7 protein-coding genes are annotated in these 21,787 nt (G+C 74.7%); 3 read left to right on the top strand and 4 right to left on the bottom strand.

The window, feature by feature from the left end; translation table 11 throughout:
* Positions 1–54: 54 nt before the first annotated feature.
* The 4 genes from ABGB06_RS18060 to ABGB06_RS18045 form a co-directional block, all read right to left on the bottom strand.
* Positions 55–15,027, bottom strand: coding sequence for an amino acid adenylation domain-containing protein (locus ABGB06_RS18060; RefSeq protein WP_347590520.1), 14,973 nt, complete (start codon positions 15,025–15,027; stop codon positions 55–57).
* A 353-nt stretch (positions 15,028–15,380) separates the two neighbouring features.
* Positions 15,381–16,181 carry a DeoR/GlpR family DNA-binding transcription regulator gene (locus tag ABGB06_RS18055; protein ID WP_347590519.1) on the bottom strand — a complete coding sequence of 267 codons (801 nt, stop codon included), beginning with the start codon at positions 16,179–16,181 and terminating at the stop codon, positions 15,381–15,383.
* 10 nt (positions 16,182–16,191) lie between these two features.
* Positions 16,192–17,265 (bottom strand): 4-hydroxythreonine-4-phosphate dehydrogenase PdxA, encoded by a 1,074-nt coding sequence (gene pdxA / locus ABGB06_RS18050; protein WP_347590518.1) that lies wholly within the window; start codon positions 17,263–17,265, stop codon positions 16,192–16,194.
* Positions 17,262–18,569 (bottom strand): four-carbon acid sugar kinase family protein, encoded by a 1,308-nt coding sequence (locus ABGB06_RS18045; RefSeq protein ID WP_347590516.1) that lies wholly within the window; start codon positions 18,567–18,569, stop codon positions 17,262–17,264. Before ABGB06_RS18045 ends, pdxA begins: the two co-directional genes overlap by 4 nt.
* A gap of 114 nt (positions 18,570–18,683) precedes the next feature.
* Between ABGB06_RS18045 and ABGB06_RS18040 the strand changes: the two genes are divergently transcribed.
* The 3 genes from ABGB06_RS18040 to ABGB06_RS18030 all read left to right on the top strand — a co-directional run.
* Positions 18,684–19,631, top strand: coding sequence for an aldo/keto reductase (locus ABGB06_RS18040; protein WP_347590514.1), 948 nt, complete (start codon positions 18,684–18,686; stop codon positions 19,629–19,631).
* Positions 19,632–19,838: 207 nt separating this feature from the next.
* Positions 19,839–20,552, top strand: coding sequence for a C39 family peptidase (locus ABGB06_RS18035; protein WP_347590512.1), 714 nt, complete (start codon positions 19,839–19,841; stop codon positions 20,550–20,552).
* 440 nt (positions 20,553–20,992) lie between these two features.
* The coding region (locus ABGB06_RS18030; protein WP_347590510.1) for a hypothetical protein at positions 20,993–21,787 on the top strand (795 nt) is incomplete at its 3' end.

Below are 21,787 nucleotides of genomic sequence, written 5' to 3'. Positions count from 1 at the left end.
GGCCGGGGCGTCCCGGTCGGGGTGCTGTCCGCAGCCGAGTTCAGGGCCGACATCTCATGTGCCGACCTCCCGCTGCCGACGCATCGGGCGCAGCTTCGGGCGCGTGCTCTTCTCGCCCAGCCGGTGGACGAGTTCGGCCACGGTGGGCGCCTCGAACACGGCCCGGACCGGCAGTTCGGCGCCGAGCACCGAACGGATCCGGCTGATCAGCCGGGTGGCCAGCAGCGAGTGCCCGCCCAGGTCGAAGAAGCCGTCGTCGATGGTCACCGAGCCCACGCCCAACACCTCGGCGAACAGCCCGCACAACGCCTCCTCGCGCGGGGTGCGCGGGGCCCGGCCGCCGGCCGCGGCCGGGGCGTAGTCGGGCGCCGGCAGCAGGGCGCGGTTCAGCTTGCCGTTCGCCGTCAACGGCAGCGCGTCCAACACCACCACGGCGGACGGCACCATGTACTCGGGCAGCCGGGCGCCCACCCGCTCCCGGAGCACCAACGGCAGCCGACCCGCCGCCCGCGCCCCCGCCGGCGTGTTCGTCAGCGCCCGCTCGTCATCCCCGGCGGGGTGCTCGTAGAGCCCGGTCACCGGCCGGCCCGGCGTGACGCCCGGCAGCACGACGGCGTCGAAACGGTCCGGCGCCTCGGCCGACCACGTCGGGACCACCGTGACGCCCCGCTCCCGACCCCAGCTCCTGACGTCCTCGGGGTCCAACGCGCCTGCCACGGTCCCGGACGCGCCGGCCTCGGTCGCGAGCCGGGCGTTGGGAATGCCCACCACCCGCACCGGCCCGCCGGCCCACCGCTCCAGGGTCTCCTGGCCCGCCCACACCACGGTCGGCACCCGGCCGGCGTCCACCGCCTCGACGGGTCCCTTGTGCAGCACCGCCTCGTACCGGTGCCGGGTCAGCTCGTTGTGGTACGCGCCCTCCTTCAGCCGCACGTCCACCCCGCCGGCGCCCGCGCCCGCCGCCCACGTGGCGAAGAAGCCCGGGTCGACGACCAGTTCCTTCTCCAGCACCACCGCGCGCTCGGCCGCCGCGCGGACCGTCTGCCGCCCGTCGCGCGGATGCCGGGCCCGGTGCACCGCCTCCCGGAACGCCCGCAGGGTGCGGGCATTGCGCACGTCGCCCACGACGATCCGGCCGCCCGGCGCCAGCAGCCGCCACGCGGTGTCCAGCACCCGCTGCAGATAGCCGGCGTCGGGGAAGTACTGCACCACCGAGTTCAGCACCACCGTGTCGAAGAACCCGACAGGCAGCCCGGCGTCGTCGTCCGCCGCCTGGCACCGCAGCGTCACGCGCTCCGCGAACGGGGCGTCCGCCACCTGCTCGCGCAGCCGGTCCACCACCACCCGGGAGAAGTCCGTGCCCCAGTACGCCTCGCACTCCGGCGCGATGCCGGCGAGCAGCAGGCCCGAGCCGACGCCGATCTCCAGCACCCGGGCGGGCCGCCACTCCAGGACCCGCGCCACCGCCGCGTCGCGCCACAGCCGCATCTGCTCCAGCGGGATCGCGGAGCCGTCGTAGGCGGAGCTCCAGATGCCGAAGTCCTCGCCCAGCTTGACCGGGGCGGCGGCGTCGTACATGGCGTCGTAGATCTGCTGCCACTCGCCGACCTGCTCGACGGCCTCCTCGGGCGCCGGCTCGACGTCGGGCACGACGTAGCCGACGAGCCGGCGGTCGCCGGGCCGGTCCTCGCGCACCAGCACCGCCGCCTGCGCCACGTCGTCCTGCTCGCGCAGCACGGCCTCGATCTCGCCCAGCTCGATCCGGAAGCCACGCAGCTTGACCTGATCGTCCGCCCGGCCGAGGAACTCCAGCCGGCCGGCCGCATCCCACCGCACCAGATCCCCGGTCCGGTACATGCGCTCCCCGACCCCGGCCCCGCCGAACGGACACGCCACGAACCGGCCCGCCGTCAGCCCGGCCCGGCCCGCGTAGCCACGCGCCACGCCCTCGCCCGCGATGTACAACTCCCCAGGAACACCCGGCGGCACCAGACCCAGCCCCGCGTCCAGCACGAACACCCGGGTGTTCGACAGCGGCGAGCCGATCGACACCACCGCGTCCGTCTCCTCGTCGCCGACCCGCAGGTAGCTGGACCAGATGGTCGCCTCGGTCGGCCCGTAGAGGTTCGTCACGGACCTGCCGGCGTCGACCAGCCGCCCGGCCAGGTCGCCCGGCAGCGCCTCGCCGCCCACCAGCACGTCCACGGACCTCAGCCCGCCCTCGGCCGCGGCCACCACCTCGCCCCACAGGCTCGGCGTCGCCTGCACCACCGAGACGGCGTGCCGGTCGATCAGCCGCATGATCTCCCGCGGCTCCCTGGCCGCCCGGTCGTCCGCCAGCACCACGCAGCCGCCGGTCACCAGCGGCAGGAACAGCTCCAGACCCGCGATGTCGAACGCGATCGTCGTCGTCGCCAGGAACCGCCGGCCGCCGCCGAAGCCCAACTCCACCAGGCTCAGCAGGAAGCCCGCGACGTTCCCCTGGACGACCTCGACGCCCTTCGGCCGGCCGGTCGAGCCCGAGGTGTACATCACGTACGCCGCGTTCCGCGGATCGACCACGACGTCGGGCGGGGTGCTGGGGTAGGCGTCCACGGTGCCGCGCGCCCACTCCTCGTCGAGCACCACCACGGGTTCCGCGTCGGCCAGCACGTACGCCACCCGCTCCGCCGGATGACCCGGGTCGATCGGCACGTAGACCCCGCCGGCCCTGGTCACCCCCAGGATCGCGGCCACCAGCAGCGGGGTGCGCGGCAGCCGCAGCGCCACCCGCCGCTCCGGGCCGACGCCGCGCTCGACGAGGTGGTGCGCGACCCGGTTCGCCCACGCGTCCAGTTCCGCGAACGACCAGGAACGGTCGCCGTGCAGCAGCGCGATGGCGTCCGGCGACCGCCCCACCTGCCGGGCGAACAGCTCGGGCAGCGTCTCGCAGGGCCGCTTGGCGGCGTGTTCCCACGTCTCGCTGCCCCACTCCAGCACGCGGGTCCGCTCGGCGGACGCCAGCAGCTCCGCGGCACCGATCCGCGCCCCGGGCTGGGCGGCCAGCTGGCGCAGCAGGCGCTGCCAGCGGTCCAGCAGCGCGTGCACGCTGGCGGCGTCGAACAGGTCGGTGGCGTACTCGGCCATGCCGACGAGCCCGGCCGGCAGCCCGTCGTCGTCGGTCCGCTCGGTGAAGGAGAGGAAGAGGTCGAGGCGCGAGGTGCCGGTGGGCACCAGTTCCGGGCTCACCTGGAGCCCGGGGAGTTCGAAGCTCGGCCGGGTGTTGTTCTGCAGCGCCAGCGACACCTGGAACAGCGGGTGGTGGGCCATCGACCGGGCCGGGTTCAGGGCCTCGACGAGGTGCTCGAACGGGATGTCCTGGTGGTCGTAGGCCGCCAGGCTGGCCTCCCGGACCCGGCCGAGGAGCTCGGCGAACGTCGGGTCGCCGGAGGTGTCGGCGCGCAGCACCCAGGTGTTGACGAAGAACCCGACGAGGTCGTTGAGCGCCTCGTCGGTCCGGGCGGCGATGGGCGAACCGATCGGCACGTCGGTGCCGGCGCCCAGCCGGGTGAGCAACGCCGCCAGGCTCGCCTGCAACACCATGGAGACCGTGGCGCCGTTGGCCCGGGCCAGCGCGGTCACCGCGCCGTGCAGCTCCGCGTCCCACCCGAAGCGCAGCAGGTCGCCGGCGTACGAGGCGACGGCGGGCCGCGGCCGGTCGGTGGGCACGTCGATCGCCTCGGGCAGGGCGGCCAACTGCTCACGCCAGTACGCCAACTGCCGCGCGTACCGGCTGTCCGGGTCCTCCCGGTCGCCCAACAGCTCGCGCTGCCACAGCGTGTAGTCCACGTACTGGACGGGCAGCGGCTCCCAGCCGGGCGCGCGCCCCGCGCACCGCGCCTCGTACGCCGCCACCAGATCCCGCGCCAGCGGACCCAACGACCAACCGTCCGCCGCGATGTGATGCAGCAGCACCACCAGCACGTGCTTCCGGCCGCCCTCGGCCCGGAACAGCCAGCCGCGGACGGGGATCTCGGCGGCCAGGTCGAACGCGTGGCGGACCGCCTCGGCCACCGCGCCGGCGATCCCTTCCTCCGGGACGGCCCGCAGCTGCCAGGGGAGCTCGAAGTCGTCGGGTGCCAGCACGCGTTGGTACGGCTGGCCGTCCACCTCCCGGAAGACGGTCCGGAGCGACTCGTGCCGGACCAGCACGTCGCCCAGCGCCGCCCGGAGGGCCGCGGGGTCCAGTTCGCCGGAGAGCCGCAGCACCAGCGGCATGTTGTGGGTGGCGGACGGGCCCTCCAGCTTCTGCAGGAACCACAGCCGCTGCTGGGCGAACGACACCGGAAGGGTCTCGGGCCGCTCCGCGACCGTGGCCAGCTCCGGACGGTCCCCCAGGCCCTTGAGGGCCTGGGAGGTACCCCCATGGCCGGTGGGGGAGTCGAGCCGCTCGACGAGCGCGGCGACCGTCGGCGCCTCGAACACGGCGCGGACGGGGAGTTCGGCGCCGAGGACTGTGCGGACGCGGCTGACCAGGCGGGTGGCGAGCAGCGAGTGGCCGCCGAGGTCGAAGAAGCCGTCGTCGATGGTCACGGGGGTGCGCGCGCCCAGCACCTCGGCGAACAGCCCGCACATCAGCTCCTCGCGGGGCGTGCGCGGCGACCGGCCGCCGTCCTGCGCGGTGGCGTAGTCGGGGGCGGGCAGCGCGTTGCGGTCGAGCTTGCCGTTCGCGGTCAACGGCAGCCCGGCCAGCACGACGAACGCCGAGGGCACCATGTACTCGGGCAGCCGGGCCCGGGCCCGTTCCCGCACGGCGGCGGGAAGTCGGGCGTCGTCGCCGCCCGCCTCGGGCACGAGGTAGGCGACGAGCCGGCGGTCGCCGGGCCGGTCCTCGCGCACCAGCACCGCCGCCTGCGCCACGTCGTCCTGCTCGCGCAGCACCGCCTCGATCTCGCCCAGCTCGATCCGGAAGCCACGCAGCTTGACCTGATCGTCCGCCCGGCCGAGGAACACCAGCCGGCCGGCCGCATCCCACCGCACCAGATCCCCGGTCCGGTACATGCGCTCCCCGACCCCGGCCCCGCCGAACGGACACGCCACGAACCGGCCCGCCGTCAGCCCGGCCCGGCCCGCGTAGCCACGCGCCACGCCCTCGCCCGCGATGTACAACTCCCCCGGAACACCCGGCGGCACCAGACCCAGCCCCGCGTCCAGCACGAACACCCGGGTGTTCGACAACGGCGAGCCGATGGTCGGGGCGGCCTCATCGTCGATGCGGGCGAAGCTGGACCAGATGGTCGCCTCGGTCGGCCCGTAGACGTTGGTCACCGATCTGCCGCGCCGCACCAGCTCACGCGCCAGGTCCCCGGGCAACGCCTCTCCGCCCACCAGCACGTCCACGGCCGCCAGGCCCTCGCCGGCCTCCGCGACGATCTCGCCCCACAGGCTCGGCGTCGCCTGCACCACCGACACCGCGTGCTTCTCCACCAGCCGCAGGATCTCCCGCGGCTCCTTCGCCGCCCGATCGTCCGCCAACACCACACACCCGCCGGTCACCAGCGGCAGGAACAGCTCCAGACCCGCGATGTCGAACGCGATCGTCGTCGTCGCCAGCAGACTCCGCCCACCGAAGCCCAACTCCGCCATGCTGCACAGGAAACCGGCGACGTTCCCGTGCGCCACCGCCACGCCCTTCGGCCGCCCGGTCGAACCCGAGGTGTACATCACGTACGCCGCGTTCTCCGGCACCACGGCGACCGCGGGGGCGCCGGCGGGCTGGTCGTCGCCCGGCTTCTCGGCGGCGGCCCAGGCCTGGTCCAGCACGAGCACCGGCTCGGCGTCCGCGAGCACGTAGGCGATCCGGTCCGCCGGATGGCCCGGGTCGATCGGCACGTACACCCCGCCGGCCTTCACCACGCCCAGGATCGCCGCCACCAACACCGGCGACCGCTCCAGCAGCAACGCCACCCGCCGCTCGGGCCCGACGCCCCGCTCGATCAGGTGGTGCGCGATCCGGTTCGCCCACGCGTCCAACTCCGCGAACGACCACGACCGGTCGCCCGCCACCAGCGCCACCGCCTCCGGCGACTCCGCCACCCGCCGGGCGAAAAGCTCCGGCAGGACCGCGTCCGTGATGCGGGCCGGCATCCGGCCGGCCGCCGCGGCGCCGTTGCCCCACCGCAGCAGACCGTCCCGCTCCGGTTCGGTGAGGATCTCGACCCGGGCCAGGGATGTCTCCGGGCGGGCGACCAACTGGCGCAGCAGCCGCTGCCAGCGGTCCAGCAGCGCGTGCACGCTGGCGGCGTCGAACAGGTCGGTGGCGTACTCGACCATGCCGGCGAGGCCCGCGGCGGTGCCCTCGGGGCTCTGCTGTTCCAGCAGGGAGAAGGCGAGGTCGAACCGCGCCGTGCCGGTGGTGGACGACTCGGTGCGGACGGTGAGTCCGGGCAGTTCGAAACTGGCGAGGGGGTTGTTCTGCAGCGCCAGCGACACCTGGAACAGCGGGTGGTGGGCCATCGAGCGGGCGGGGTTGAGGGCCTCCACCAGATGCTCGAACGGGATGTCCTGGTGCTCGTAGGCCGCCAGGCTGGCCTCCCGCACCCGGCCCAGCAGTTCGGCGAACGTCGGATCGCCCGAGGTGTCCGCCCGCAGCACCCAGGTGTTCACGAAGAACCCGACCAACTCGTCCAACGCCTCGTCCGTACGACCCGCGATCGGCGACCCGATCGGCACGTCCGTCCCCGCACCCAACCGGGACAGCAACGCCGCCAGACTCGCCTGCAACACCATCGACACCGTCGCGCCGCTGGCCCGCGCCAGCTCCGCGACCGCCCCGTGCAGCTCCGCGTCCCAGCCGAACCTGATGACGTCACCGCGGTAGGAGGCGACCGCCGGCCGCGGCCGGTCGGCGGGCAGCTCCACCACCTCCGGCAGACCGGCGAGTTGCTCCCGCCAGTACGCCAACTGCCGCGCGTAGGGGCTCTGCGAGTCCTCCCGGTCGCCCAACAGCTCGCGCTGCCACAGCGTGTAGTCCGCGTACTGCACCGGCAACGGCTCCCAGGCCGGCGTCCCGCCGGCGGACCGCCCCTCGTACGCCGCCACCAGATCCCGCGCCAGCGGACCCAACGACCAGCCGTCCGCCGCGATGTGATGCAGCACCACCACGAGTGCGAAGTCCTGCGGGGCGACCTCGAACAGCCAGCCGCGCAGCGGGAGGTCGGCGGCCAGGTCGAAGACGTGCCGGGCCGCGTCCGCCACCACCCCGGGCAGCTCGGCCCTGCCGACTCGCCGTGCCTCCCACGGCAGGTCGAACGAGCCCGGGGCCAGGACGCGTTGGTACGGCTGGCCGTCGACGTCCAGGAAGACGGTGCGCAGCGACTCGTGCCGCGCCACCACGTCCGCGAGCGCGGCGCGCAGCGCGTCGGCGTCCAGCCTGCCGGACAGCCGCAGGACGAGCGGCATGTTGTGCGTCGCGGACGGGCCCTCCAGCCGCTGCAGGAACCAGAGCCGCTGCTGCGCGAACGACACGGGCAGCTGGTCGGGGCGCTCCGCCGGCACCAGCGGCGGGCGCGCCGCGGCCGCCTCACCGTTCCCGTCGATCAGCTCGACGAGCTCGGCGAGTTCGGCGACGGTCGGCGCCTCGAACACCGCCCGCACGGGCAGCTCCACGCCCAGCACCGCGCGCATCCGGCTCAGCAGCCGGGTCGCCAGCAACGAGTGCCCGCCCAGGTCGAAGAAGCCGTCGTCGATGGTCACCGAGCCCACGCCCAACACCTCGGCGAACAGCCCGCAGAGCACCTCCTCGCGCGGCGACCGCGGCGCCCGACCGCCGCCCTGTCCCGCCACGTAGTCCGGCGCGGGCAGTCCGGCTCGGTCCAGCTTGCCGTTCGCCGTCAACGGCAGCGCGTCCAGCACCACCACGGCGGACGGCACCATGTACTCCGGCAGCCGACCCGCCATCCGCTCCCGGAGCACCGACGGCAGCCGACCCGCCGCCCGCGCACCCGCCGGCGTGTTGGTCAGCGCCCGCTCGTCATCCCCGGCGGGAGGGGCGTAGACGCCGGTCACCGCCCGCCCGGCCTGCTCGCCCGGCAGCACGACGGCGTCGAAACGGTCCGGCGCCTCGGCCGACCACGTCGGCAGCACCGTCACGCCCCGCTCCCGACCCCAGGCTCGGAGCTGCTCCGGCTCCACCGCACCGGACGTCTCCCCGGCCAGCCGGGCGTTGGGAATGCCCACCATCCGCACCGGCTCGCCGGCCCACCGCTCCAGGATCTCCGGGCCCGCCCACACCACGGCCGGCACCCGCCGCACGTCCACGGGCCGGACGGGATCCTTGTGCAGGACGACCTCGTACCGGTGCTGGGTCAGCTCGTTGCGGTACCCGCCCTCCTTGAGCCGGACGTCCACGCCGCCGGCGCCGACTCCGGAGGCCCAGACGGCGAAGAAGCCCGGGTCGACCACCAGCTCCTTCTCCAGCAGCACCGCCCGCTCCACCGCGGCCCGCACCGCCCGCTGCCCGTCCCGTGGGTGCCGCGCGCGGTGCACCGCCTCCCGGAACACCCGCAGCGTCGCGGCGTTGCGCACGTCGCCCACGACGATCCGGCCGCCCGGCGCCAGCACCCGCCAGGCCATCCCGAGCACCCGCTCCAGGTAGTCGGCGTCGGGGAAGTACTGCACCACCGAGTTCAGCACCACCGTGTCGAAGAACCCCACCGGCAGCCCGGAACCGTCGTCCGCGCCCTGGCAGCGCAGCTCCACCCGGTCGTGCCAGGGCAGGTCGGCGACCTGGCCGCGGAGTCGTTCGATCGCCACCCGGGAGAGATCGGTCCCCCAGTACGCCTCGCACTCCGGCGCGATCCTCGCCAGCAACAGGCCGGACCCGACGCCGATCTCCAACACCCGACGCGGACCCCACTCCAGGACCCGACCCACCGCCGAATCCCGCCACGCCTCCATCTCCCCCACCGGGATCGGCTCACCGGTGTACGAGCTCTGCCAGCCCGTGAAGTCACCGCCCAGGCCGGCCGGGTCGGTGTCGTCGTACATGGCGTCGTAGATCTGCTGCCATTCGCCGACCTGCTCGACGGCCTCCTCGGGCGCCGCCGCCACGTCCGCGACCACGTACGCCACCAGCCGCGGGTCGCCCGCCCGGTCCTCCCGGACCAGCACCGCGGCCTGCGCCACGTTGTCCTGTTCCCGCAGCACCGCCTCGATCTCGCCCAACTCGACCCGGAAGCCACGCAGCTTGACCTGGTCGTCGACCCGGCCGAGGAACACCAACCGGCCGGCCGCATCCCACCGCACCAGATCCCCGGTCCGGTACATCCTCTCGCCCGGTCCGCCGAAGGGGCAGGCCACGAAGCGCTCCGCGGTCAGCCCGGGGCGGTCGAGATAGCCGGTGGCCAGCTGCGTGCCGGCCAGGTACAACTCGCCCACCACGCCGGGCGGAACGGGCCGCAGCCCGCCGTCCAGCACGTAGACCCGGGTGTTCCAGACGGGCGCGCCGATGGGCACCACGTCCGCGCCCGGCGTGCTGTGCCAGTAGGTGACGTCGACCGCGGCCTCGGTGGGACCGTAGAGGTTGTGCAGCTCGGCGTCGGGGAGCGTGTCGTGCAGCCGCCCCGCCAGGGCGGGCGACAGCGCCTCGCCGCTGCAGAAGATCCGGCGCAGGCTCGTGCAGCGGGCCGCGGCGGGCTCGTTGAGGAAGGTGTCCAGCATCGAGGGAACGAAGTGGATCGTGCTGATCCGCTGTTCCTGGACGAGCCGCGCCAGGTAGCGGGGGTCACGATGGCCCTCCGGCCGCGCGACCACCAGGGTGGCGCCGGCGAGCAGCGGGGCGAAGAACTCCCAGACGGAGACGTCGAAACCGGACGGCGTCTTCTGCAACACGCGGTCGTCGGGCCCGAATCCGTACGCGTCCCGCATCCACAGCAGGCGGTTGAGGATGGCCCGGTGCGAGACGGCGACGCCCTTGGGGCGGCCGGTCGATCCGGAGGTGTAGATCACGTAGGCGGGGTGCTCGGCGCGGAGTCCCACCTCGGGCGCCCGGTCGTCCGCCCGGCCCTCCGGCGGGCCCGCCGGGTGGTCGTCGCGGGCGGCGCGCACGGCCGCCGGGTCGTCGAGGTTCGCGACGGGCCTGGCGTCGGCGAGCAGGTAGGCGATCCGCTCGGGCGGGTAGCCGGTGTCGACGGGCAGGTAGGCGGCGCCGGCCCGGAGCACGGCGAGCAGCGCGACCACCAGCTCCAGGGAGCGCGGCAGGGACACCGCGACGACGTCGCCGGGGCGGGTGCCGTTCGCGATCAGCCGGTGTGCGAGCCGGTTCGCCCAGGCGTTGAGCTCGGCGTAGCTGAGCTCCTCCCCCTCGAAGACCACGGCGGCGTCGGTGCCGTTCCGCGCCGCGACGAGCTCGGGGACGGTGGTGTCGGGGAGGGCGTGGGCGGTGTCGTTCCAGGCGCGCAGCACGTCGTCCCGTTCGCCCGGGGTGAGGACGTCGACCCGGCCGACGGGGGTGTCGGGCGCCGCGACGAGCTGCCGCAGCAGGCGCTGCCAGCGGTCCAGCAGCGTCTCCACCGTGCCGGGGTTGAAGAGGTCGGTGGCGTACTCGACGACGCCGGTGAGGCCGGCCGGCGCGCCCTCGGAGTCGTGTTGTTCGGTCAGCGACAGCAGCAGGTCGAAGCGTGCGGTGCCGGTGGCGACCTTGTCGGGGGTGACGTGCAGGCCCGGCAGTTCGAAGCTCGGCTGGGTGGTGTTCTGCAGCGCCAGCCAGACCTGGAACAGCGGGTGGTGGGCCGTGGAGCGGGCCGGGTTGAGGGCCTCCACCAGATGCTCGAACGGCACGTCCTGGTGCTCGTACGCGGCCAGGCTGACCTCCCGCACCCGCCGCAGCAGTTCGGCGAACGTCGGATCGCCCGAGGTGTCCGCCCGCAGCACCCAGCTGTTGACGAAGAAGCCGACCAGCTCGTCCAACGCCTCGTCGGTGCGACCCGCGATGGGCGAGCCGATCGGCACGTCCGTGCCCACGCCGAGCCGGGTCAACAGCGCGGCCAGGCCGGCCTGCAGCACCATGGCGACGGTGGCGCCGTTGGCCCGGGCCAGCGCGGTCACCGCGCCGTGCAGCTCCGCGTCCCAGGCCAGGCGCAGCAGGTCGCCCCGGTAGGAGGCGACCGCGGGGCGCGGCCGGTCGGCGGGCAGTTCGATGGCCTCCGGCAGTCCCGTCAACTGCTCGGTCCAGTACGTCAGCTGCCGCGCGTACCGGCTGTCCGGGTCCGCCCGCTCGCCGAGCACCTCGCGCTGCCACAGCGTGTAGTCCGCGTACTGGACGGGCAGCGGCGCCCAGTCGGGCGCGGCACCCGCGCGGCGCGCCTCGTACGCCGTCATCAGGTCCCGCGCCAGCGGGTCGAGCGACCAGCCGTCGGCCGCGATGTGGTGCAGCACCACGAGGAGGACGTGCCGCCGGTCGTCGACGCTGAACAGCCAGGCGCGGGCCGGGAGGTCGGTAGCCAGGTCGAAGGGGTGCCGGGCCGCGGCCCTGAGCTCCTCGTCGAGCCGCTCCGCCGGCACCGTTAGCCGCTGCCACGGCAGGCTCAGCAGCCCGACGTCGAGGACGCGTTGGTGCGGCTGGCCGTCCACCTCCTGGAAGACGGTCCGCAGCGACTCGTGCCGGGCGAGCACGTCGCCCAGCGCCGCGCGCAGCGCGCCGGCGTCCACCTCGCCGGACAGCCGGAGCACCAGCGGCATGTTGTACGTCGCCGAGAGCCCCTCCATCCGGTGCAGGAACCACAGCCGCTGCTGGGCGAACGAGAGCGGCACCAGGGCGGGTCGTTCGGCCGCCGTCAGCTCGGGGCGGGCCCGGTCGGTCCCCCGACCGCCGTCGATCAGCTCGACGAGCGCGGCGACGGTCGGCGCCTCGAACACCGCCCGCACGGGCAGCTCCACGCCCAGCACGACGCGCATCCGGCTGACCAGCCGGGTCGCCAGCAACGAATGCCCGCCCAGCTCGAAGAAGCCGTCGTCGACGCTCACCGAGCCCACGCCCGGCACGCCCAGCACCTCGGCGAAGAGCGCGCAGAGCACCTCCTCGCGCGGCGAACGCGGCGCCCGGCCGGTGCCCGCCGCCCGCTCGCCCGCCGCGGCGGCGGGCGCGGGCAGCGCGGCCCGGTCCAGCTTGCCGGCGGGGGTCAGCGGCAGGGCGTCCAGCGGCACGAAGGCCGCGGGCACCATGTAGTCGGGCAGCCGCGCCGCCGCCCACTCCCTGAGCCCCCGCGGCGGGCCGCCGCGCTCGGCGACGTCCGCTGCCGGCACGACGTAGGCGACGAGCTTCCCGAAGGCGCCGGGTGCGTCGTGGCGGACCACGACGGCCGCCCGGGCGACGTCGTCCCGTTCGCGGAGCACCGCCTCGATCTCGCCGGGCTCGATGCGGAAGCCGCGCAGCTTCACCTGCTCGTCGGCGCGGCCGAGGAACACCAGCCGGCCCTCGGCGTCCCACCGGACCACGTCCCCGGTCCGGTACACGCGTCCGCCGGGTGGCCCGAAGGGGGAGGCCACGAAGCGTTCCGCGGTCAGCCCGGGCCGGCCCGCGTAGCCCCGGGCGAGGCCCTCGCCGGCGACGTACAGTTCGCCGGCCACGCCGGGCGGCACCAGCCGCAGCGCCCCGTCGAGCACGAACAGCCGGGTGTCGGGGAGCGCGGTGCCGATCGGCGGGGTGGTCTCCTCGCCGGTCAGCGGTTCGCTCATCGCGACGCAGACGGTGGCCTCGGTCGGCCCGTAGGCGTTCACCACCCGCCGGCCCGGAGCGGCCCAGCGGCGCACCAGGTCGGGGGAGCAGGCCTCGCCCGCCACCACCAGGGTCGCCACGGTGCCGAGCGCGTCCGGGTCGCCGGCCTCGTCCACCGTGGCCAGCACCGAGGGCGGCAGCGTGACGTGGGTGATCGCTAACCGCTCGATCAGCTCGGCCAGTTCTCCGCCCACGACGCGGCCGCGCGGGGCCACGACCAGCTCCGCGCCCGCGGCGACGCTCATCAGCACCTCGGACACGGAGGCGTCGAAGCTCGTCGAGGCGAACTGCAGCACCCGGCTCCGCGGCGTCACCGCGAACCGCTCGGCCTGCGCGACCGCCAGGCGGCCCAGGCCGCGGTGCGTGACCTCGACGCCCTTCGGCCGGCCGGTCGAGCCCGACGTGTACATCAGGTAGGCGGCGGCGTCCGGCCGCAACGCGCGGGCCCGTGTCTCCTCGACCGGGTCATCGGCCGGGTCATCGGCGGGATATCGGGTCAGGTCGGTGCTCTCGGCCCAGTCGGCGTCGAGCACCGCGGCCGGCCGGGCGTCGGCCAGCATCAACGCCACCCGGTCCCGCGGGTAGTCCGGGTCCACCGGCAGGTAGACGCCGCCGGCCTTCCAGACGCCCACCAGCGCCGCCGCCGAGAGGGCGGACCGGCCCAGGGCGACCGCGACGCGGCGCTCCGCCGTCACGCCCCGGGACCGCAGGTGGTGCGCGATCCGGTTGGACCAGGCGTCCCATTCGGCGTAGGTCCAGGTGCGGCCGTCGCCGGCGAGCGCCGGCGCGTCGGGGGTGCGGGCCACCCGCTCCCGGAACAGCGCCAGCCCCGTCTCGGCGGGCGCCGGCCCGGCCGCGGGGCTGCCGCCCGCGGGACCGCGGCCCCAGTCCAGCAGCCGGTCCCGCTCGGCGGGTTCGAGCGCGAGGGCGCGCCCCACGGGCTGGTCGGGCCCGGCCTGGGCGATGTCGCGGACGAGCCGCAGCAGCCGCGCGTGGTGGTCGTCGAGGTCGGCCTGGCCGTAGTGGTCGGCGGCGGCGTGCGTGTCGATCCGCAGGCCGCCCCCGGGCAGCCGGCAGAAGAACAGCGACAGGTCGTCGACCGGGCTGGGGGAGAGCTTGTGCAGGCCGGCCGAGAGTTCGCCGAGCCGGAACGACTCGCCGATCGGCAGCTTGTTGACGACGGGCCCGAAGTACGGGCCGCCGGGGTGCGGCACCAGATCGCGGCGGATGTCCTCGCCGCGGTAGTCCTGGTGGCGCAGCGCCGCGTCCATCTCGGCGGAGACGGCGCGCGCCAGTTCGGCCCAGGTCTGGTCCCGGCGGACGGCGACGCGGAGCGGCAGCACGTTCGCGGTCAGCGTGGGCAGGTCGCGGAGGTCCTCGGAGGTGCGCCCGCTGACCGCGAGGCTCAGCATCACGTGGTCCTCGTCGCCGCGGGCCCGGCCGACGTACGCGGCGGTGGCGGCGGCGAGGAGCCGGAACCACGGCGTGCCCGCCGCGGTGGCGGCGGCGGTGACGCGGGCGAACTCCTCGGGGTCCAGCACGGTCTCGGCCCGCCGGACCTCGCGGGCCAGCCGCGCGCCCCCGGCGACGTAGGTCGGCTCGGGACGGTCGGCGAGCCGCGTCCGCCACCAGCGCGCGGACTCCTCGAACTCCGCCGAGTCGCGGTGCCGTTCCTCCCGCGCCAGATGCTCGGCGAACGAGCCGAACCGGGCCGGGTCGGGCCGCCCGCCGGCGGCGAGCGCCGTGTAGACGTCGGCCAGCCGCCGGTTGACGGACGCGATGCCGATGCCGTCGACGACCAGATGGTGGAACCCCTGGTAGAGCAGGCTGTGGTCGTCGGCGACGCGGAGCAGCGCGAAGTCGAAGGCGGGGCCGCGCTCCAGGTCGTACCGGACGGTCATGCGCCGGCGCATCCACCTCAGCGCCGCTTCGCGGGGGGCGAGGTTCGCTTCTAGGGGGGCGAGCGCCGCTTCGCGGGGGGCGAGCGCGTCGCGCAGGTCGACGACGGGCACCCGGACGTCGACGTCCTCGGCGACGCACTGCGTCGGGCGGCCCTCGACCTCCAGGAAGACGGCGCGCAGGCCGTCGGATTCGCCGATGACGGTGCGCAGCGCGCGTTCCAGAAGGGCCTGGTCCACCGCACCCGGGATATCGAGGTAGAGCGCTATGTTGTAGGAGAGGCTGCTCTCGTCGGCCTGCTGTGCGTACCAGATTCCCCGTTGAGCAGCGGAAAGCGGCATCATCGGGCCGCGCGCGGACGGCCTCTCCCCCATGTAGAACTCCTCTTCACCACAGGCGTGGAACCACGGCTAAGTGATCCAGGGCAGCACACGTGACGGGTCGGTACAGACAGGGAATTGGCAGGCGGTCGCACGCTGACGTGTTCGGTCCTGATTGATGTTCATCCAAACATCAACAGCGGCTCCACCGTACCTCTGACATCCGAGACCACAACAGGCGTCCAAAGAGTGGTGAAGCTCTCGCCCCCCAGCGGGAACACGGGTGTCCAACCGCCCATTATTGACAGTTGGACACCTCGTTCATCAGGCGTAACGGGTGGGCCGGCCCCGCTCGTCCACCACGACCACCTCGACGCCGGCCGCCCGGAACCGAGCCACCTCGTTCATCAGGCGTAACGGCTGGGCCGGCCCCGCTCGTCCACCACAACCACCTCGACGCCAGCCGCCCGGAACCGAGCCACCTCGGCGGGCTCCGCGCCGTCGTCGGTGACCAGGGTCCACGACGCCGGCATCCGCGCCCAGGCGTGGAAGGGGCGGCGGCCGAGCTTGCTGGCGTCGGCGAGCACGTACACCCGGCCGGCGCGGGCCATCATCAGCTCCTTGAGCCGGGTCTGCTCCAGATCGGCCTCGCAGATGCCGCGTTCGACGGTGAGGCCGTCGGCGCCGAGGAACACCCGGTCGGCGGTGACCCGTTCGAGTGCGGCCTCGGCGAACGGGCCGACCATGCCCTGGCTGATGTGCCGCAGCCGGCCGCCCAGGCACAGGACTTCGACGCCGTCCGCGTCGGCCAGCTCGTTGACGACGGTGAGCCCGATGGTGACCACGGTCAGCCGGTCGCGGTGCCGCAGCGCCCGGGCCAGGTGTCCGGTGGTGGTGCCGGCGTCGAGCAGCAACGTCTCGTCCCGGCCGACCCGTTCGGCCGCCCAGGCGGCGATGGCGCGCTTCTGCCGGAACGCCTCGTGGGAGCGTTGACCGAACGAGGTCTCCACGGCCGGCGCACTCGGCATCGCGCCGCCGTAGGTGCGGGCCAGGTGGCCCTGCGCGGTCAGCAGGGCCAGGTCGCGACGGATCGTGGACGCGGTGACGCCGAAGTGCTCGGCCAACTCCTCGACGCCGGCCCGCCCGTCGGAGGTGGCCAGGGCGACGATGGCCCCGCGCCGCTCGTGCGCCGTCAGTCGTTCGCTCATCCCCGCATGCTCACCCACGACTCGGGCTCGCACCGGGATCGGGAGCGGGACTGGAGGCGGGATCGGAGGCGCGATCGGAGGCGCGATCGGGCGCGGGACTGGGGGCGAGCGTCGCGGCCTGACGTAGCGCCTCGATCATGCTGCCGGCGTCGGCCGTGCCGGTCCCGGCGATGTCGAACGCCGTGCCGTGGTCGACCGAGGTCCGGATGACGGGCAGCCCGACCGTGATGTTGACGCCCGCCTCCAGGCCGAGCACCTTCACCGGCGCGTGCCCCTGGTCGTGGTACATGGCCACGATGAGGTCGTAGTCGCCGCGTCCGGCCAGGAAGAACGCCGTGTCGGCCGGCAGCGGGCCGCGGGCGTCGATTCCGTCGTCCTGGCAGCGCCGGACCGCGGGGACGATCTTCTCCTCCTCCTCGCCGCGGCCGAACAGCCCGTCCTCGCCGGCGTGCGGGTTGATGCCGCACACGCCGATCCGCGGGGCCTCGATGCCGGAGTCCCGCAGCGTGGCGTGCCCGCGCCGCACGGTGCGCTCCACCAGTCCCTCGTCGATCCGCTCGATGGCGTCGATCAGGCCGATGTGGGTGGTGACGTGGATGACCCGCACGGTGGGCGTGGCCAACATCATCGACACCTCCTCGATGCCGCACAGTTCGGCGAGCAGCTCGGTGTGCCCCGGGAACGGGTGCCCGCCGGCATGCAGCGCCCGCTTGTTGAGGGGAGCGGTGCAGATGGCCTGGACGCGGCCGGCGACGGCCAGCTCGCACGCCACCCTGACGTACTGGTACGCGGCGTCGCCGGCCACCGCCGACAGTTCGCCGTAGGGCAGCCCCTCGGGCAGCAGGTCGAGGTCGAGCACCTCGATGGTGCCGGGCGCGAACGTCGCGTCCTCCGGGCCCGCGACGGCCCGCAGTTCGACGTCGACGCCGCAGATCCGGGCGGCGTCGCGAAGCCGGACCAGGTCGCCCACCACGAGCGGCCGGCAGAGCGCGCGCGTCTCCGGTTCGGCCAGCGCCCGCACCACCACCTCGGGGCCGACCCCGGCGCCGTCGCCCATGGTGACGGCGACCAGCGGTGTGTTCATCTCTCCTCCTGGGGCTGCTGCTGGGGGTGTTGAGGTTGCTGGGGGTGCTGGGGGTGCTGCGGGTCGACGCCGAGCCGGCGGGCGATCCGCAGCAGGGCGTCCGGGCCGCCGAACGCGCCCGGTTTGGTGACGACCGTCCGGCCGTCCGGCGTGCGGCTCACCACGGCGCCGTCCTGCCAGGCGGCGACCACGCGGAGTTCGGCGACGCCGAGTTCGGTCAACACGGCGCGCGCCGTCTCGCCACCGGTCAGCACCAGGGCGCCGTGCGTCGCGGCGACCGCGGCGGCGGTCCTGGCCAACGCCGCCGCCGCGGCGGGCGACCGGGTGCCGCCGCCTTCCCGGCCACGCGCGAGCTCCGGCAGCCGCAGTACACCGGGACGCCCCGCGAGCCGCGCCGCCGCCTTCCCCGGCTCGGCGCTCGGGTCCAGATCCGGGTCCAGGCCCAGGTCCAGATCCGGGCCCAGGTCCAGGTCCACGACGGCGTCGACGACGTCGCCCAGCCGCGCCACCTGTTCCCTGGCCACCGCCGCGGCCGACCCCACCACGAACAGCACGGGGCCGTCCGCGCCCTGCTCCGGGACGGCCGAGGAGCCGGCGCCGGCGCTGGCGCCGGCCGGAGGAAGCGCCCTGGCCAGCGCGTACGCGAGACCCGCCGAGCCCACCCAGCGGACCGGGCGGCCGGTCGCCCGACCCGCGTGGACGATCCGGTCCAGGTCGTCCGCCGACTCGGCGTCGCACACCGGCACCGCGCCGTCGGCCAGGACCGCGCGCAGCCGTTCCGTCAGGGCGTCGGCAGCGCCGCGCACGGCGGGCAGTTCGACCGGCGCGCAGCGGACCGGGGCGAGGGCCGCCGCGACGCTCTCCGGCGCCGGTCGGGACTCGGCGGCCCAGATCCCGGAACGCGCCAGCGGCACCCCGTGGACGTGCACCACACCGCCCAGCACCGTGCGGCCGAGGGCGGGCGACGCCGTGGCCACCAGCACCGGCGCCCCGCCCGCGGCGAGTTCCGCCACCTCGGCGGCGAGCGGCCCCCGCAGCGTGGAGTCGATCTTCTTGACCACGGTCGCGCCGTCGGCGCCGCGCGACAGCGCGGCCCGGCAGCGGCGGGCGGCCTCCCGGACGGACAGGTACCGGGAGTCGGTGTCCACCACGACGACCTCGCGAAGTTCGCGAACCTCGCGCGAATCGCGCACACCCGCGAGCGTCTCGATGCGCACAGCACGCGGCAGGAACGCCGCGCCGCTCTCCGCCGCGCCGGTCAGGTCGTCCGCGACGACCAGCACCTGATCAGCCGTCGAGCCCATCGAGCCGCCTCCTTTCCACCGTTGACTTGCCTCGTTCCGAACGACCCCGATTCTTGCGCGTTTCGCGCAGAGATGCGAGGGTGAGGCACGACGCCGCGAACGGAGGTCCCCGCCGTGCCCCGACCCCGACCCGTACTCGGCACCATGACGTTCGGCGACACGGTGGACCGGGAGACCGCGGCCACCATGCTCGACCTGGTCCGGGAGGCGGGCGTCACCGAGCTGGACACGGCCAACGGCTACGCCGGCGGCGCGACCGAGACGATGCTGGGCGAGCTGCTGCGCACCCGGCGCGACGCGTTCGCCGTGGCCACCAAGGCCGGCATGCCGCACCCCGACGCGGGCGACGCGCCGCCGCTTTCGGCGCCCGCGCTCCGCGCCTGCCTGACCGGCAGCCTGCGGCGGCTCGGACTCGACCGGGTCGACCTGTTCTACCTGCACCAGCCCGACCCCGCCACGCCGTTGTCCGAGACGGTCGAGGCGCTGGCGGCGCTCGTCGGGGAGGGCCTCGTCGGCCGGATCGGTGTCTCCAACTTCGCCGCCTGGCAGATCGCCGAGCTGCGGCACCTGTTCGCCGAGGCCGGCCTGCCGGGTCCCGACGTCGCGCAGCAGATGTACAACCTGCTGGCCCGCCGCGTCGAGGAGGAGTACGCCGCGTTCGCCGCGGCGGCCGGCGTCGAGACCATCGTCTACAACCCGCTCGGCGGGGGCCTGCTGTCCGGCCGGTACCACTTCGACGCCGACCCGGGCGAGGGCCGCTTCGGCACCTCGCGGCTCTCCCCGATGTACCGCGAACGGTACTGGCAGCCGCGGCTGTTCGACGCCGTCGCCGCCCTCTCCGCGGTCGCCGCCGAGGCCGGCCTGACGCTCCCGGACCTGGCGCTGCGCTGGCTGGTGTCCCGGCCGATCACCGACGCCGTGCTCGTCGGCGCGTCCCGGGTGGACCATCTGCGCGCCAATCTCGACGCGTTGGCGCGCGGCCCGCTGCCCGACGACGTGGTGCTCCGGTGCGCCGAGGTGGGCCACGACCTGCGCGGTCCGATGCCGGCCTACCACCGCTGAGCCGCGCCAGGCCCGGCCGAGGCCACCCGCACGGCCCCGACGCCCGTCAGGTCCGCTCATAAGTCACTCGTAAGCCTCGTAAGCCAGGGGTTTCATCCCTTGTGCCGACGGCGGGCAAGGCTCACGCTGGTCCGCGGTCGCACACGGCCGTGTGCGAGCCGAAGTCGTTTCTTCCTCAGCGGCCCCCACCCGCCCCAGGAGGCTTCATTGCGCACGAGACTCCTATCCACCGCGATCGCCGTCGCCGCCGCCGGATCCCTGGTCCTGTCAGGCGTCGCCCAGGCGTCCCCCACATCGCACAACCCGTCCGTGTCGGCGCTCGCCCGCGGCTCCCAGGCCGGAACGGCCGTCGTCAGCGGGCACAACGAGCCGGGCAGCCGGATCACGGTCGCCGGCGAGCGCACCGCGAGCGCGCACACCCTGGACGTCGACTACCAGGTCCAGGAGACCGGTTACTGGTGCGGCCCGGCCGCCACCCGGATCGCGCTCTCCGCGCGCATCGCCCCGCCGAGCCAGTCCGACCTGGCCTGGCAGCTCGGCACCACCGAGAACGGCACCGACCACATCAGCCAGGTCACCGGCGTGCTCAACGCGAACCTCGGCACGGGCTGGTACGAGACCAAGGAGATGCCGAACGACCCGCCCACCCAGGCCCAGCGGGACCTGCTGTGGAACGACATCGTCCTGGACATCGACAACAACTACCCGCTGGTGGCCAACATCGTCGCCCCGCCCGGCAACCAGCCGCCCGGCTACCCGCCGGACCAGACGATCTACCACTACTTCACGGTCATCGGCTACGACGACGCGAACCGCACCGTCCTCATCGCCGACCCCGCCTCCTTCGGCGGCAACCAGATCTACTGGCTGTCCTTCGACCAGCTCGCCACCCTCATCCCGCCGAAGGGCTACTCCGCCTGACGGCTGGCGCCTCGTGCCTGACCGCTGGCGCCTGGCACCTGGCACCTGACGCCTCGCGCCTGACGCCTCGCGCCTCGCGCCTCGCGCCTGGCACCTCGCGCCTCGTGCCTGGCACCTGACGCCTCGCGCCTCGCGCCTCGCGCCTGGCACCTGACGCCTCGCGCCTCGCGCCTCGCGCCTCGCGCCTGGCACCTCGCGCCTCGCGCCTCGCGCCTCGCGCCTCGCACCTGACGCCTCGCACCTGACGCCTCGCGCCTCGCGCCTCGCGCCTCGCGCCTGGCACCTGACGCCTGGCACCTGGCACCTGGCGTCGACCTGACGCTCCCGGCTCCATGCCCGCCCCGGGCATGGAGCCCGCGTCGTTCCCGGGCAGGAATCTCGCACCCGAGAGGGGTCCCGGCGGCCCGCCCCGAGAATTCCGGGCAGGGAGGTGACCGCTCATGACCCTGCAGGGACGCATCCTGTTGCGCGAACTCAGCGCGCCCACGATGGCACCGGCGGACGTTCTCTTCCGCGGCTACGCGGGCGCCGGGGATCCGCCGCCCCGCCTCTGGCACTGGCACGACGCGGTGCCGGCCACCCAGGACGAACACCGGGAGTGGACGGCGGCGTCGCGCTGGTACCAGGCCGCCGTCCACGCCGCGGAGGCGGAGCTGGCCCGCGTCACCGCCGGCTGGCACCGCCGCCTGCCCGGCGGGCGGCCGCGCCTGGACCAGGCCCGGCTGCGCCATCACGCGCTCACCGCCGCGGCCACCGCCGCCTATCGCCCGATCCACGAGGAGATCACCCGCCGGCTCGCCGCCCAGGAGGCGGAACAGCGCCGCCACCTGGAGGCACTGCGCCGCGAACAGGTCCGGTCGCTACGCCGCGCGCAGCGCCACGAGCGGGAGCTGCGGCGCCGCTACCAGGCCGTGGCGGCGCAGCCCGTCTGGGGCTGCCTGCTGTCCCCCACCACCGGCGGCACCGCCGCCTTCGTCTACCGCCACGACGTCCCGCCCACCGACCGGCCCCCGGCCAACGTCACCCGCCACTCCCGGGAGCGACTGACCGCGGCCGACCTGGAGGACCTGCTCCTCTTCCTGCACGGGCACCTGCGGGTCACCACGATCGTCTGGGAGTCCGCCGCCCGCCGCCGCGTGGCCGACGAGACCGCCACGGACCGCCTCGCCGGCTCCTTCGACGACTGGTGGCTCACCATCACCCGCCGCCACTGGCCCACCCCCACCGCCTTCCCC

The organism is Streptomyces sp. B6B3 (genome assembly GCF_039871525.1).
Lineage (GTDB): Bacteria > Actinomycetota > Actinomycetes > Streptomycetales > Streptomycetaceae > Streptomyces.
Note: the sequence above shows the minus strand (reverse complement) of the source record. Positions and strands in the feature narration are given on the sequence as shown.

Coding starts and splice junctions, on each gene's coding strand:
- ABGB06_RS18045 (WP_347590516.1), bottom strand. CDS start 18,569: ATGGGCTCGACGGCTGATCAGGTGCTGGTCGTCGCGGACGACCTGACC.
- ABGB06_RS18055 (WP_347590519.1), bottom strand. CDS start 16,181: ATGAGCGAACGACTGACGGCGCACGAGCGGCGCGGGGCCATCGTCGCC.
- pdxA (WP_347590518.1), bottom strand. CDS start 17,265: ATGAACACACCGCTGGTCGCCGTCACCATGGGCGACGGCGCCGGGGTC.
- ABGB06_RS18060 (WP_347590520.1), bottom strand. CDS start 15,027: ATGGGGGAGAGGCCGTCCGCGCGCGGCCCGATGATGCCGCTTTCCGCT.